Origin of the sequence: Nocardiopsis oceanisediminis (assembly GCF_048595525.1) — a bacterium.
In the GTDB taxonomy this organism is placed as follows: domain Bacteria; phylum Actinomycetota; class Actinomycetes; order Streptosporangiales; family Streptosporangiaceae; genus Nocardiopsis_A; species Nocardiopsis_A oceanisediminis.
In genome coordinates, this window is the sequence record NZ_JAFMZJ010000001.1 from 1012614 (window position 1) to 1027325 (window position 14712).

Annotated in this window: 13 protein-coding genes and 1 tRNA gene; 9 read left to right on the forward strand and 5 right to left on the reverse strand. The window is 73.6% G+C overall.

Annotated features, from left to right (window positions below; genetic code table 11):
* Positions 1–949 precede the first annotated feature (949 nt).
* On the reverse strand, positions 950–1864 hold the full coding sequence (locus tag J0910_RS04730) for a neutral zinc metallopeptidase (protein WP_420157288.1): 915 nt from the start codon (positions 1862–1864) through the stop codon (positions 950–952).
* Positions 1865–1880: 16 nt separating this feature from the next.
* Positions 1881–2849: a neutral zinc metallopeptidase gene (locus J0910_RS04735; RefSeq protein WP_420157289.1), complete on the reverse strand. Its 969-nt coding sequence runs from the start codon at positions 2847–2849 to the stop codon at positions 1881–1883.
* 252 nt (positions 2850–3101) lie between these two features.
* Between J0910_RS04735 and J0910_RS04740 the strand changes: the two genes are divergently transcribed.
* Entirely contained in the window at positions 3102–4877 is a 1776-nt protein-coding gene (locus tag J0910_RS04740) for a DUF2207 domain-containing protein (RefSeq protein WP_420161886.1), read from the forward strand.
* Between the two features lie 35 nt (positions 4878–4912).
* Entirely contained in the window at positions 4913–5338 is a 426-nt protein-coding gene (gene dtd / locus J0910_RS04745; protein ID WP_420157290.1) for a D-aminoacyl-tRNA deacylase, read from the forward strand.
* Positions 5339–5410: 72 nt separating this feature from the next.
* Here dtd and J0910_RS04750 read toward each other — a convergent pair whose 3' ends face one another.
* Positions 5411–6103, reverse strand: a complete 693-nt coding sequence (locus J0910_RS04750; protein ID WP_420157291.1) for a response regulator — start codon at positions 6101–6103, stop codon at positions 5411–5413.
* The gene (locus tag J0910_RS04755; RefSeq protein ID WP_420161887.1) at positions 6100–7314 is read right to left on the reverse strand and encodes a sensor histidine kinase; all 1215 of its coding nucleotides are present in this window, start codon (positions 7312–7314) and stop codon (positions 6100–6102) included. Before J0910_RS04755 ends, J0910_RS04750 begins: the two co-directional genes overlap by 4 nt.
* Positions 7315–7458: 144 nt before the next feature.
* Between J0910_RS04755 and phoU the strand changes: the two genes are divergently transcribed.
* The 3 genes from phoU (at position 7459) to ispF (ending at position 9530) form a co-directional block, all read left to right on the forward strand.
* Complete coding sequence (gene phoU / locus J0910_RS04760; protein ID WP_420157292.1) at positions 7459–8121, forward strand: phosphate signaling complex protein PhoU; 663 nt, start codon at positions 7459–7461, stop codon at positions 8119–8121.
* Between the two features lie 419 nt (positions 8122–8540).
* Complete coding sequence (locus tag J0910_RS04765) at positions 8541–9023, forward strand: CarD family transcriptional regulator (protein WP_420157293.1); 483 nt, start codon at positions 8541–8543, stop codon at positions 9021–9023.
* 36 nt (positions 9024–9059) lie between these two features.
* The gene (gene ispF / locus J0910_RS04770) at positions 9060–9530 is read left to right on the forward strand and encodes a 2-C-methyl-D-erythritol 2,4-cyclodiphosphate synthase (RefSeq protein ID WP_420161888.1); all 471 of its coding nucleotides are present in this window, start codon (positions 9060–9062) and stop codon (positions 9528–9530) included.
* A 103-nt stretch (positions 9531–9633) separates the two neighbouring features.
* Here the strand turns inward: ispF and J0910_RS04775 are convergent, their stop codons facing one another.
* Complete coding sequence (locus tag J0910_RS04775) at positions 9634–11295, reverse strand: DUF2637 domain-containing protein (RefSeq protein ID WP_420157294.1); 1662 nt, start codon at positions 11293–11295, stop codon at positions 9634–9636.
* A gap of 154 nt (positions 11296–11449) precedes the next feature.
* Between J0910_RS04775 and cysS the strand changes: the two genes are divergently transcribed.
* From cysS to J0910_RS04795, 4 genes are all read left to right on the forward strand, one after another.
* Positions 11450–12850, forward strand: coding sequence for a cysteine--tRNA ligase (cysS, locus tag J0910_RS04780; protein WP_420157295.1), 1401 nt, complete (start codon positions 11450–11452; stop codon positions 12848–12850).
* A gap of 177 nt (positions 12851–13027) precedes the next feature.
* On the forward strand, positions 13028–13996 hold the full coding sequence (gene rlmB, locus J0910_RS04785) for a 23S rRNA (guanosine(2251)-2'-O)-methyltransferase RlmB (RefSeq protein ID WP_420157296.1): 969 nt from the start codon (positions 13028–13030) through the stop codon (positions 13994–13996).
* 41 nt (positions 13997–14037) lie between these two features.
* Positions 14038–14110: transfer RNA gene (locus tag J0910_RS04790), tRNA-Thr, on the forward strand.
* A gap of 208 nt (positions 14111–14318) precedes the next feature.
* The gene (locus tag J0910_RS04795) at positions 14319–14690 is read left to right on the forward strand and encodes a hypothetical protein (protein WP_420157297.1); all 372 of its coding nucleotides are present in this window, start codon (positions 14319–14321) and stop codon (positions 14688–14690) included.
* The last annotated feature ends 22 nt before the right edge of the window (positions 14691–14712 follow it).

Consider the following 14712-nt stretch of genomic DNA (forward strand, 5'->3'; position numbering starts at 1 on the left):
GCGCGGGGGCCGCGCCGTCGGCCTCCGCCTCGTAGATGCCGGAGGTGCGCCGGGAGAGCCGCCACAGCAGCGCCACCACCGCCAGCGGCAGCACCGCCCCGGCCAGCACGGCGCGGCCCGGTTCGGCCAGCAGCCCGCCGGGCGCCGACACCACCCCGAGCAGCGGGCGGAGCTCGGCGCAGCGCGCCCCGTAGTACCCGGCGCACTGCCAGCCCACCAGGTCCATCCCGATCCCGGCCGCGGCCAGCGTCAGCAGCACGGTCAGGCAGAGCGCGAGCAGCCGCACCGCCGACCCGTACACGGAGTCGGCGACGAGGTGCGCCCTCGACCCCGGCGGGCGGTCGCCCGGCTCCCCCGGCCGCATCCAGTAGGCGATGTTGACCAGCATGAACGGGAGGAGCAGCAGCCACAGGGCGCGGGACGCCCGCCCCGAGGTCAGGTTGCCCCAGGCGAAGATCTCCCGGGGGACGCCCGGCACCACCTCGGTGTCGGCGGCGCGGCGGCGGCGGAAGAACCCGGAGAGCCGGTCGCCCCCCACCCGCATCGCCGGTTCCACATCGAGCAGCTCCTCGGCCTGCCCGCCGCTCACCCCGTGGATCCGCAGCTCCACCACCCGAACGTCCGGCATGGCAGGGATTGTCGCACGCAGGCCCGCGGAAGGAACGGGCCCCGGGCGGATCTCCCGGGAGCGCCGCCGCCCCGCCCCTCTCGGCCCGCCGCCGCCCCTTCCCCGTTGGTCTTGGAGTCGCGGGCCCATCAGGGCGCCCTGATAGGCCCGCAACTCCAAGACCAACGCGAGAGGCAGGGGTGCGCCGGCGCGGAACGGGCACTTCGCGGGGCGGGCCGGGCGAAGCCGGGTGCGGGCGGCGATCACAGGCCACGTCCACCCATCGGCCGCCTCGATGCCCCGGCCGCCCCCGAGGTTGAAGAACAAGCTCAGGGGCGGGGGTCAGGACACCAGGTCGGTGCCGGCCGCCCAGGTGTTGCAGGCGCCCGGGGTCTGCTCCTCGAAGCCGTGCCGCAGCCATGTCCGGCTGTTGCGGGCCGAACCGTGCGTGCGGTCGGCCTCCGGGCCGCCGGGGCGGTCGGCGGTCGCCTCGGCGTCCTCCAGCATCAGGTCGGCGTCCTCGGAGGTGAGGCCGTAGGAGACCCGGATCGAGCCGAGGAACACCCCGGCGAGGCAGTTGGCCTGCAGCTCGGCCCGGCGGGTCCAGGCGTTCTGCGCGCCGCGGTCCTCCTCGTCGCCGCGGCGCCGGTGGTAGTACTCCAGCAGCCCGGACTCGCCCTGCACGTGGTGGGCGTACTCGTGGGCGAGCAGCGAGGCGTACACCACCCCGTTGGGCTCGCCCTTCCACTTGCGCACCACGTCCTCGGTGCCGATGTAGATGCTGGTGCTGGTCCGGCAGTAGAAGGCCCCGGCCTCGGAGGGGTAGTCCCGGCAGGGGCTGGTCCCCGGCTCCTCCCAGAAGACCCGGGACGGCGGCCGGTAGGGCAGCTCCGCCTTGGCGAACTGGGCCTGCCAGGCGTAGTCGAGGCAGTCGGCCAGGGTGTCCAGGAACCGCTCGACCGACCCCGGGTCCTCCACGTCGAGCGGGGACGTCGGACAGGGCAGCGGAGAGAGCCGCCCGGTCCGGTACAGCGGGTTGTCCACCAGAGCGTCCCGGCCGCTGGGCCGCTGCGCGCCGGCCGGCGCGCCCGCCGCGTCGGCGTCGGTGTCCGGGGTCCCGGGAGGCACCGCGCCGCCCGGGCCGACCGCGGTCCACAGCAGCACGGTGAGCGCGACGACGAGCGCGGCCAGCGCCGCGTAAAGCGCGCCGCGCCCCCTGCGGGGCCGCCGTGCCCCTGCGCCGATCCCCCGCTCCACGCTCCCCCGATCCGCCTCAGCCGACCACGTTCTCGCCCGCACTCCAGGTGTTGCACGCGGCCGGGTCGCCGCGGTCCATGCCGTGCGCGGTCCACATGGCCCCGTTCTCCGGAGAGCCGTGCGTCCGCTTCTCGGGGTCGAAGTCGCCCCGGCGCTCGGCGTCTTCGAGGATATTCGCCTCCTCCTCCGAGCCGACCGGGAGGCTGTCCTCCACCGACCCGAGGAAGGTGCCGCCCAGGCAGTTGGCCTGCAGCTCGCTGCGGCGGGTGAGCAGGCTCCGCTCCCCGGGGTCGGAGAGCGAGCCGCGCTCGGTGTGGAAGTAGCCGAGGATCCCCGCCTCGCCCTGCACGTGGTGGCCGTACTCGTGGCTGAGCAGGAAGGTGTAGGCCTCCGGGTGCTCGGTCTCGTTGGAGTTGGCCACGATGTCCTCCACGCCCAGGTAGAGGCCCTTGTTGGCCTGGCAGTAGAAGGCGGCGGTGCCCTCGGTGGGGAAGTTGCCGCACGGGCTCTGCCCGGAGGCGTACCAGAAGATCCGGTTGGGCCGCTCGAACTCCATGCCGCCCTCGGCGAACTGCTCGCTCCACGCCTTGTCCAGGCAGTCGGTGATCTCGTGCAGGAACGCCTCCATCGAGGCCTCGTCCTCCACGTCCACCTCCGGCGCCGGGCAGGTGACCTCGGTCATCTCCCCGGTGGCGTAGAGCGGGTTGGCGGTGAGCACCGAGGCGTCGCCGGCCGGGTCCGGCGTCGGCGCGGTGCCGGGGCCCTGCGACGCGGCGGCCGGGCTCCCCCCGCCGAACAGCGCGGAGAAGGTCATGAAACCGGCCAGGCCGACCGCGGCCAGGCCGGTGAGCAGCACCAGGGTCACCGCGGCGCTCGGCCGAGGGCGGTCCCCGCGCAGCGCGCGCGGCGCACCGAGGCGGGCGGCGGCGCCGCCCGCTCCTCTCGCCCGGTCCCTGCTCGGAAAACGGGAAGCCCAGTCGCGCATGGGGCCGGCCCACCTCCTTCGGATCCCGATCGGAACCACTGACCTTCGGCCCTTGACGATTATGGCGGGTATGGGGGTGTTCCGGTGCACGGGTGCGCGGCCGGCACCGGTCCGAGAGGGCGCGCCGCCGGAGCGGATAAGCTCACCCCCGACGTCGACCGGCGACGAGACGAACGAGGTGAACCGGTGCGCACCGCTGCGACGGCCCGGGCGGCCGCTGCGCGCTTCGCGGCGCGCACCGCCCCGACCCGCGTGCGCGCGGCGGCGCTGTGCGCCGCGCTCGCGGCCCCCCTGGCGCTGGCCGGCGCCCCCGCGGCCGCCGCGGACCAGGGGCCCGGGACCGCCCCCGACGCGATCCCGGACACCGCCCCGGAGACGCACACCGTCCCGCAGGGCGGCGAGAGCGACGGCATCACCAACGACGTGAACGTGCTGCTGGACCAGCGCGGCGTGCTGCACGTCGAGGAGACCCTCGCCTTCGGCGGGGGCGGTGCGGCCGAATTCACCCGCACACTGCTCGCCCGGGAGCCCTACGACGCCGACCACGACCGCCTCTACCGGGTCTCCGGCATCTCCGCGCAGGCCGCCGGCGGCGCCGGGGTCCCGGTCCGCACCGAGGAGTACGACGGCATGGTCGACCTCGTGCTGGAGCGCGGCGAGGCCGAGACCGTGGTGCTGGACTACACGGTGACCGGGGCCATGGAGCAGACCGCCGACGGCGTCGAACTGGAGTGGTCGCCGATCGCCGGGTACAGCGAGCGGGTGGCCGAGACCACGGTCCGGGTGGACGCCCCGCAGCCGCCGCGCGCCCTGTCCTGCTCGGCCGGGGTGCCGCGCAGCTCGATCTACTGCACCTCCTCCGACATGGGCGGGCACGAGGGGCTCGTGGCGCGCTTCCTCCAGGCCGACATGGCGCCGGGGGAGCGGCTCTCCATCGTCGTCGCCTACCCCGAGGGCACCGCCTCGGCCGACCCGGTCCTGGACCGCACCTGGTCGCTCACCTCGGCCTTCGCCATCACCCCCAAGACCGCCTCGGTCTTCGGGCTGCTGCTGCTCGGCCTGATCGGCGGCCTCATCGCGCTGATCCGGCTGCGCGGCCAGGACGAGCGGGCGCTGCGCACCGAGTCCGGCGCGGCCTCCAACGCCCCGCTGGAGGCCGGCCCCGACGACGGCCTGCGCTTCCGCCCGCCGGACGGGGTGCACCCGGGCCAGATCGGCACCCTCATCGACGGCCAGGCCGACGTGGTGGACATCGCCGGCACCGTGGTCGACCTGGCGGTGCGCGGCCACTTCACCATCGAGGAGCTGCCGCACGAGAGCGGCGCCTCGGTGGACTGGATGCTCAGCAAGCGCGTCCCGCCCGCCGACGAGGAGCTGCTGCCCTACGAGCGGATGCTGATCGACGCGCTGTTCGACCGCCGGGTGCGGGTCCGCCTCTCCCAGCTGCGCCGCGGCGGCTTCGCCCAGCGGCTGGGCGGCGTCCGCGACGAGCTCTACCGCGACATGGTCCGGCTCCGGTGGTTCGCCAACCGGCCCAACGTGGAGCGGAACGGCTGGGCCAGCGCCGGCATCGGCCTCACCGTCGGCGGCGTGCTGCTCACCGTGCTGCTCGCCGCCTTCACCCAGGCCGCGTTCACCGGGCTGGCGGTGGTCATCGCCGGCGCCGCGCTGACCGTGGGCGCCCAGTACATGCCGGCCCGGACCGCCAAGGGCAGCAGCGTCCTCGCGCACACCCTGGGCTTCCGGGCGTTCCTGATGAGCGCCGAGGCCGAGCACGTGCCCGAGGGCCGCCGGGTCGACCTGTTCTCCCGCTACCTGCCCTACGCGATCATCTTCGACAACGTGGACCGGTGGGCCACGGTGCTGGCCGCCGCCGGCGCCACCGAGGAGACCGCGAACAACCGGCTGCCCTGGTACGAAGGACCCGACGAATGGCAGGTCGAGGACTTCGCCGAGTCGATCAGGGCGTTCGTGCTCACCCTGGCCGGCGTGATCTCCAGCGCCCGCCAGCTCCGCGCCCTGGGCTGACCGGCGGGCGCGGCCGGACGGAAGGAGACGGGCCCATGCGGGCGGTACTGCAGCGCGTCGACGGGGCGTCGGTCACCGTCGGCGGAGAGGTCGTCGGGTCGATCCCCGGGGAGGGCCTGCTGGCCCTGGTCGGGGTCGCCCACGACGACACCGGCGCGCAGGCGCGCCGGCTGGCGGAGAAGATGTGGCGGCTGCGCATCCTGGAGGGGGAGCGCTCCTGCGCCGACGCCGGCGCACCGCTGCTGGTGGTCAGCCAGTTCACCCTGTACGGGGACGCGCGCAAGGGGCGCCGCCCCACCTGGCAGGCGGCGGCCCCCGGGCCGGTGGCCGAACCGCTGGTCGACACCGTGGTCAAGGAGCTGCGCGGTCTCGGCGCGCACGTGGAGACCGGGGTGTTCGGCGCGAAGATGTCGGTCGGGCTGACCAACGACGGGCCGTTCACCGTCCTGCTGGAGGTCTGACCCCGGGCACGGCGGCGGCCCCGGCCCTCCCCGAGGGGCGGGGCCGGGGCGCCGGGCAGGGCGGCGCGGCCGCTACTCCTCGCCGGGCTCGAACTTGTAGCCCAGGCCGCGCACGGTGACGATGAACCGCGGCGCCCCGGGGTCGCTCTCGATCTTCGCCCGCAACCGCTTGACGTGCACGTCCAGGGTCTTGGTGTCGCCCACGTAGTCGGCGCCCCAGACCCGGTCGATGAGCTGCATCCGGGTCAGCACCCGCCCGGCGTTGCGCAGCAGCACCTCCAGCAGCTCGAACTCCTTGAGGGGGAGCTGGACCTGCTCGCTGCGGACGGTCACCACGTGCCGCTCCACGTCCATCCGGACCGGCCCGGCCTCCAGCGCGGAGGGGAGCACGGCGTCGCCCTCCTCGCCCTGGCGGCGCAGCACGGCGCGGATCCGCGCCACCAGCTCCCGGGACGAGAACGGCTTGGTGACGTAGTCGTCCGCGCCCAGCTCCAGGCCGACGACCTTGTCGATCTCGCTGTCCTTGGCGGTGAGCATGATCACCGGCACGTTCGACTTCTGCCGCAGGGTCCGGCAGACCTCGGTGCCGGAGAGCCCGGGGAGCATCAGGTCGAGCAGGACCAGGTCGGCCCCGGTCCGGTCGAACTGCTCCAGGGCGACGGTGCCCGTTTCCGCGACGTTGACCTCGAAACCTTCCTTGCGGAGCATGTACGACAAGGCGTCGCTGTAGGATTCCTCGTCCTCGACGACGAGTACGCGCGTCACTTTCGCTGCCTCCCGATCGGCTTGGGTCGTTCGTTGGGGGGAGGGCCGCCGTCGCCGGCGGTGCTGGTGCTCGGGGACGGCCCGTCGCCCTCGTCGCCCTCCGCCCCTTCGCTGAGGGGCAGGCGCAGGGTGAACGTCGAGCCGGACCCCTCCTTGCTCCACACGGTCACTTCACCGCGGTGGTGCGTCATGATGTGCTTCACGATGGCCAGTCCCAGGCCGGTGCCGCCGGTGGCCCGGCTGCGCGCCGCGTCCACCCGGTAGAACCGCTCGAAGACCCGCTCCAGGTCCTGCGGCGGGATGCCGATGCCCTGGTCGGCCACGCTGATCTCGACGGCCTGCTCGGTCGCCTCGGCGCTCACCGACACCCGGGTCCGCTGCGGGCTGTAGGCCACCGCGTTGGAGACCAGGTTGCGCAGCGCGGTGGCGAGCAGCCCCTCGTCGCCCATCACGACCAGCTCCGAGGTCCCGCCGGAGGCCAGCTCGATGCCCTTGGCGTCGGCGGCGGTGCGCACCGTGTCCAGGGCCTCCTCGATCACCTCGTCCACGTCGACCTCGGTGGGCTCGGCCATCGGCTCGGCCCCCTGGATCCGGGAGAGGGTGATCAGGTCCTGGATCACGTGGGTGAGCCGGGAGGCCTCCTGCTGCATCCGGCCGGTGAACCGGCGGACCGCGTCCGGGTCGTCGCTGGCGTCGGCGATCGTCTCGGCGAGCAGCGACAGCGCCCCGACCGGGGTCTTGAGCTCGTGGCTGATGTTGGCGACGAAGTCGCGGCGGACCGCGTCCACCCGGAGCCGCTCGGTCTGGTCCTCGGCGAGCACCAGCACCAGGCCGGTGCCGCCGAGCGGGGCGACCCGCACCGCGAAGGTGGCGGCGTCCGGGCCGAACCGGCGCATCTCCACCTCGATCTCGGTCTCCCGGATCACGCCGTCCCGGCGCACCTGCCGGGCGAGCGCGAGCAGGTCGCCGATGACCATCTCGTCACCCCGGACGATGCCGTAGGCGCGCGCCGCGGAGCTGGCCCGCAGCACCCGGTCGGCCGGGTCCAGGACGACGGCGGAGGAGGGCAGGGCGGCGAGCACCTCGGCGGTGCCCGCGGGCAGCTCGGTGGAGGGAGGGGACGGGGGAACGGGGGATCGGCGGCGGCGGCCCCACGGGATCGCCAGCCCGGCGCCGAGCCCGATCGCCAGGCCGGCGAGGGCGGCGACCATGGTCAGGATTTCGCCTTGCACAGTTCGATCGTAAGCGGACGGAGGTCGCCGCTACCCCTTTGACCATGTGTTACAACCGAGGTTCCGCGAATATTCACCGACACTTACGGATTCCTTCAATGACCAGCTGGGACGATTGAGACCATGCGCGACACCTACCACGAGGAGCTCGACGCCCTCAGCGACCGCCTGATCGAGATGACCAGGCTGGCCCGGCACGCCATCGCCCGTGCGACGACGGCGCTGCTCGACGCGGACCTCTCCGCCGCCCAGGAGGTGATCTCCGGTGACGAGGAGATCAACCGCCTGGACGAGGAGATCGAGGTGAGCGCGTTCGACCTGATGGCCCGGCAGCAGCCGGTCGCCACCGACCTGCGCGCCATCATCACCTCGCTGCACATGGCGGGCGACCTGGAGCGGATGGGCGACCACGCGGTGCACATCGCCAAGATCGCCCGCCGCCGCCACCCGGACTCGGCCATCCCCGCGGAGCTGCGCTCCATCGTCCTGGAGATGGGGCACCAGGCGGAGCTGCTGGTGATCAAGGCCGGCGAGGTGGTGGCCAACCGGGACGCCGAGACCGCCCTGGAGCTCGACGCCGACGACGACCGGATGGACAAGCTGCGGCGCAAGCTGCTCCGCCGCATCCTCGACCCGAGCTGGGAGCACGGCGTCGAGGCGACCATGGACGTGACCCTGGCCGGCCGCTTCTACGAGCGGTTCGGCGACCACGCCGTGCACGTCGCGGACAACCTCGTCTACATGGTCACCGGGGAGAAGCCCAAGGACTTCGAGCCCGAGGCCTGACCCGGCCGGCCCGGGCCGCCGCCCGCCCCCGGGCGCCGGCCTGGGCCCCTTCCCCGGAGCGCCCCGGGGCGCACCCGAACCGCCTCGAAGAAAATGTGATTTACGTCACGCCCCGGAGCGGCCTCGATCGTGCCGCCCGGGGCGTTCTTCCTTGTGCGGGGCGGAGTGTCGCCCGGCGTGTCGGGCCCCGGGCCGCGGGGCCGATTCCCCGTGCGGGGCGTCACGCGGGGTGTCGGGGACCCCGCCTCCCACCGGGAAGAACTCGCCTTCACGGGGCTTTCGAGAGGGGGCGCGGACAGGTCCATGCGCCTTTGTCAAGACCTAGAATCCGGCGCTGACCTGCGCGTACGTAAACCGAATAGGTACGTTAAGTCACAGATTCGTGGTACCCTTGTGGTAGCGGAAGGGGTACTTGTCACATGACTTTCAAGGTCGGCGACACCGTTGTCTATCCCCATCACGGGGCTGCTCGTATCGAGGCGATCGAAACTCGAACCATTAAGGGCGAGGAAAGGTCGTACCTCGTCCTCCGGGTCGACAAGGGTGATCTTACGGTACGCGTGCCCGCCGCGAACGCCGAAGACGTCGGCGTCCGCGACGTGGTGGGCCAGGACGGGCTGGAGCGGGTCTTCGAGGTGCTGCGCGCCCCGCACACCGAGGAGCCCACGAACTGGTCGCGGCGGTACAAGGCGAACGTCGAGAAGCTCGCCTCCGGCGACGTGAACAAGGTCGCCGAGGTCGTCCGTGACCTTTGGCGGCGCGATAAGGAGCGCGGTCTTTCCGCGGGCGAGAAGCGGATGCTCGCCAAGGCGCGGCAGATCCTGGTGAGTGAGCTCGCCCTCGCGGAAAAGACGAATGAGGACAAGGCAGAGGCCCTTCTCGACGAAGTCCTCACGAACTGACATAAGCCACGAAGAGCAACTGCATTCATGCTGAAAATGCCACGGGTGGGCGTCGGTACCGACGTCCACCCTTTCATGTCGGGCCGCACCCTCTTTCTCGCCGGGCTGGAATGGCCGGGGGAGACCGGGGTGAGCGGCCACTCCGACGGCGACGTCGCGGCACACGCCGCTTGCGACGCCCTTTTCTCCGCGTGCGCGCTGGGTGATCTCGGTGCCCAGTTCGGGACGGCCGACCCGAGGTGGAAAGGCGCGTCCGGTATCGCGCTGCTGACCGAGTCGGCGGTGCGGGTCCGCGCCGCCGGGTTCGAGATCGGCAACATCGCGGTCCAGGTGATCGGCAACCGGCCGAAGTTCGCCCCGCGCCGCGCCGAGGCGGAGAAGGCCCTCTCCGAGGCCGCCGGGGCACCGGTGACCGTCTCGGCGACCACCACCGACGGGCTCGGCCTCACCGGCCGGGGCGAGGGCATCGCCGCCGTGGCCACCGCCCTCTGCGTCCCCCGGGACTAGACCGCCTGCCCCCGCCGGGGCTCCGGCTCCGGCGGAAGGCGCCCGCTGAGCGGCGCGGCCCCACCGGAGCGCTCCGGTGGGGCCGCGGTACCGGGCCTGCGGATCAGGCTCCGTCGTCCTCGGGGGCGTCGGGTGGCGTGGGGCCGCTGCGGACGCGGCTGTTGGGCGGGGCCTCCGGCGCCGGCGGGAAGCCGCGCATCGGCGGCCGCCGCGGCTTGAGGACCATCGGCCGCTTGGGCAGCCTCCGGGGCTGCGGGGGATCGCCGGCGACCAGGGTCGAGGCGTCCGGGGGCACCGGCGCCGAGGCGGCCCCGGACGGTTCCGCGGACTCCGCCGGTTCCGCGGGCTCCGCCGGCCCGGCCCCCTCCGGCGCCTCCCGGACGCTCGCGGGGGCGGCCTCGTCGCTGGTCGGATCGTCCTCGGTGAGCAGGTCCACGAAGCCGTCCTCCGCCCCGTCCTCGGACGGGGCGCCCGGCCCGCCGGCGGCCGGGAGCGGGCCGAGGCTCTCCGCGGCCAGCCGGATCGCGCTCTCGCCGGACTCCGGGTCGCGGCGGGGCAGCGGCGGGCGCTCCCCCTCCGGGGGTGCGGCCGGCCCCGGTCCCGCCTCCTCGGGCCCCGCCCCCTCCGGGTCCTCCGCGTCCTCTTCCTCTTCCTCTTCGGCGGAGGACGGGCGGAGCGGCACGGTCGGCGCGGTGATCACCGACGGCCCCGCGGCCTCCCCGGAAGCGGGAGCCGGCTCGGCCCGGTCCTCCCCGTCCCGCTCCTCTTCCTCCTCCGCGCCATCGGCGCGGTCCGGCTCCCCGGCCGGCTCCTCCCGGTCCGGGAGCGGCTCGGCCTCCGGAACCGCGTCCGGCCCCTCTGCCTCTTCTGCCTCTTCCCAGTCCTCCCAGGCGTCCCGGGCCTCCGCCCCGCGGGGCTCGGAGCCGGCGCGGACCGGCCCCTCCGCGCGCGCCCCGGCGCCCTCCGGGCCCTCCCCGGGCCCCTCGGCGGGGGAGGACCCCTCGCGGAGGACGGGCGGCGCCTCGGCCGGGTGCAGCACCCGGACGGTGGGCATCGGGTCGGTGTCCGGACCGTCCTCCTCCGCGGGCTCCGCGTGGAGCGGCCGCGCACCGGCGCGCGGCCACAGCAGCGTGGCGGTCTTCTCCGCCGGCGGCTCCGGGGCGGGCTCCGCGTCCTCGGGCTCCGGGTCGGCGGCCTCGGCGCCGGTGCGCTCCTCGGCGCGGACCGCGGTGCCCGCGGGCAGCGGGGCGGCCCGCTCCTCGGGGCGGGGGGCCCGGCGCGCCGCACGGCGCCGGTCGGGCAGTTCGCCGTGGAGGTGCCGCCAGACCCGGACGAACAGCAGGAACGCGATGAGCAGGGCGACCCACGGGGCGGCCGCGACCACGACCAGGGCGACGGCGTCCACCAGCCGCTGGTCGCTGGCGCGCAGCGCGCTCGCGCCCGCGGCGATCAGGATCAGCACCAGGATCAGGCCGTCGACCTGCAGCCGGTGCACCCGCGGGGCGGCGCGCAGCACGAAGCTCGCCCAGAACGCGAGGAGCAGCAGGAGGGTGAAGACCGCCGGGTACAGGTGCGCGTACGGGGGCTCCGCCCCGCCCTGTACGGCGACCTGGTAGATGCCGTTGTAGGAGAGGACGACGGCGCACGCGGCGATCACCAGGACGCCGACCCCGGACAGCAGGATCGCTACCGCCCGGGATCCGCCGCCCTCGCGGGCGGGTCGCGTCCCGGTGCGCGGAGGAGAGGAGGAGGGTTTCACGGCCATGGTGGTCGGAAGCGTAGCCCAGCAAAGGCGGCGAACACGAGGAACGACGCGAAAACGGCCGTAACCCGCCGTGGTCGCATGGAATACGGAAGTGATTCCGGACGACCTTTTCCAAGCGGCCCCGAGGGGGCGGGAAACGGCTACCCTGGGGTGCGTGAGTCTGCGCTTTTACGACACCAGGTCCAGGCAGGTCAGCGATTTCACCCCGGTCACCGAAGGGTGTGCCTCGCTGTACCTGTGTGGTGCCACGGTGCAGGCTCCGCCGCATATCGGGCACATCCGCTCCGGTGTGAACTTCGACATCCTCCGCAGGTGGCTCACCTACCGGGGGTACGAGGTCACACTCTGCCGCAACGTCACCGACATCGACGACAAGATCATCAACGTCGCCCGCGCCGAGAACGTGCACTGGTGGGCGGTGGCCGAGCGCAACCAGCGCGCGTTCACCTCCGCCTACGACGCGCTGGGCTGCCTGCCGCCGTCGGTGGAGCCGCGCGCCACCGGGCACGTCCCGGAGATGGTGGAGCTGATGCGCCGCCTGATCGACCGCGGCCACGCCTACCCGGCCGGGGACGGCTCCGGCGACGTCTACTTCGACGTGCTCTCCCACCCCCCCTACGGGGAGCTGTCCGGGCAGCGCGTCGACCAGATGCGCGACCCCAAGGACGCGGAGGGCGCCAAGCGCGACCCCCGCGACTTCGCCCTGTGGAAGGGCGCCAAGCCCGGGGAGCCCAGCTGGGAGACGCCGTGGGGGCGCGGCCGGCCGGGCTGGCACCTGGAGTGCTCGGCCATGGCCACCAAGTACCTCGGCTCCTCCTTCGACGTCCACGGCGGCGGACTGGACCTCGTCTTCCCGCACCACGAGAACGAGCTGGCCCAGTCCAGGGCGGCCGGCGACGCCTTCGCCCGGTACTGGATGCACAACGGGCTGCTCACCCTCGGCGGCGAGAAGATGAGCAAGTCCCTGGGCAACTCGCTGCTGATCAGCGAGATGGTGCGCCGGGTCCGCCCGGTGGAGCTCCGCTACTACCTGGGCCAGGCGCACTACCGGTCCGCGCTGGACTACTCCGAGGAGGCGCTGCGCGAGGCCGCCTCGGCCTACCAGCGGATCGAGGGGTTCCTCACCCGCGCCGCGGAGCTCGCCGGCCCGGTCCGGCCGGCGCCCCGGGTGCCGGACGCGTTCGCCTCCGCCCTCGACGACGACCTCGGCGTCGCCCAGGGGCTGGCGGTCGTGCACGGCCACGTCCGGGACGGCAACACCGCGCTGGGCGAGGGGCGCAAGGAGCGCGCCGCCGAGCTCGCCGCGGAGCTCCGCGCCATGCTGGCGGTGCTCGGCCTCGACCCGGGCGCCGAGCAGTGGGCCTCCGAGGGCGACGGGGCGGGCCTGCGCGACGTGGTCGACGCGCTGGTCTCGGTCGCGCTGGAGGAGCGCCAGTCCGCCCGGGGCCGCAAGGACTACACGGCCGCCGACCGGATCCGCGACCGGCTCACCGCTGCGGGGATCACCGTCGAGGACACCCCGAACGGGCCCCGCTGGGAGCTGCGCCGCGACTGACCGCACGGGTCCGCTCGCGCACCCGTGCGGGCGGGCCCGCGCCGCGGCGCGGGCACCGGCGCACCGGGTCCTCCGGGGCGCCTATCATCGCAGTCTGGAATACGTATCGTTCCCGAGATCAACGCGGATTCGCCGCAGGCATGCGCGCACGGGACCAACGGGGGAGGGGCGGCGGCCATGACTGCGAAGAAGAACAAGAAGGGACCGACCAAGGGCAGCGGGGGCAAGAACCGCCGCTCGCTCGAGGGCAAGAAGGGCACCCTGCCCGCGTCCGAGCGGCACTGGTACTCGGACAAGAAGCGCAGGACCGCCGACCGGGGCGAGGCCGCGCAGCAGCAGCGGCCCGAGCGCCAGTCCTCCGGCCGCACCGGGGAGAGCCCGCGCGGCCGCGGCGAGCTGCTCGTCGGCCGCAACCCGGTGCTGGAGGCGCTGCGCGCCGGCATGCCGGCCACCCGGCTGTTCCTCGCCAACAGCCTGGAGCAGGACGTCCGGGTGAACGAGGCGGCGAAGCTGGCCGGCGACGCGGGCCTGGAGATCAGCGAGGTCCCCCGGGCCGAGCTGGACCGCCGCTGCGACAGCAACGGCCTGCCCGGCGCCGCCCACCAGGGCATCGCCCTGCAGGTGCGGCCGTACCGCTACTGGAGCGCGGAGGACCTGCTCGACGCGGCGAAGCGCTCCGAGACGACCCCGCTCATCGTCGCCCTGGACGGCGTCACCGACCCGCACAACCTGGGCGCCATCGCCCGCTCCGCGGCGGCGTTCGGCGCGCACGGCATCCTCATCCCGGAGCGCCGCTCCGCGGGCGTCACCATGGCCGCCTGGAAGACCTCGGCCGGCACCCTGGCCCGCCTCCCGGTCGCCCAGACCGTCAACCTCACCCGGGCGCTGGAGGCCTACAAGCAGGAGGGCCTGTTCACCGTCGGCCTGGACGCCGGCGGCGACACCCGCCTGGACGAGATCGCCTTCGCCGCCGACCCGCTGGTCGTGGTGGTCGGCTCCGAGGGCAAGGGCCTGTCCCGCCTGGTCCGCGAGGCCTGCGACAGCATCGCCTCGATCCCGATCAGCGGCGCCGAATCCCTGAACGCCTCGGTCGCCGCCGGCGTCTCCCTCTACGAGGTGGCCCGCCGGCGCACACCCGCACGGTAGCCGGAACCGGTACCATGCGACTGGGTGTCCCCCGGACACCGGCCGGTGTAGCTCAATTGGCAGAGCAATCGCCTTGTAAGCGATAGGTTAGGGGTTCAAGTCCCCTCACCGGCTCTCAGCGGTTCCGAACCGCGAGAACGCCCCGGGGCGGATCAGGTCCGCCGACCGGGGCGCTCTTGTTTCCCAGGGGCTTCCCCCGGGCTGCCCGGGGCGTTCGGTGGGGGTGAAGGCGGTCTTTTCCGGTGCGGAATCTTTACCGGAGGCGGCGCGAATCTCGGATACATTCTCGGCGTCCCCCATTGAGGCCGGAAAGGTCTGAATCGTGAAGAAGTCGGGAAGAATTCTCGGAGTCCTGGGAGCCGCCGTTCTCGCGGTCACCCTGACCGCCACCCCCGCCGAGGCGACCATTAAGACCCTCTACACCAGGGACGACCCCTCTGGTGGGAAGGCGTACTGGAGCTCCGTGAACCACAGGCTCAGCGTCTACGACATCAAGAAGGACGGAAGGTCGGTCGTCGGGCGGGTGTACACCTCGCGCGGCTATGTGCTCGGAAAAGTGTCCGTCGGCGGGTACGGGAAGTCCGCTTCGAAGGTCATCGACGTCGGTTCGGCGAACACCGTGAAGGTCGAGGTCTGCCTCACCAACAGCGTCTCCCTGAAGGTCTCCTGCAGCTCCACCATCAGTTACACCTGATGCCCGTGCGGCGGCCGCCTTT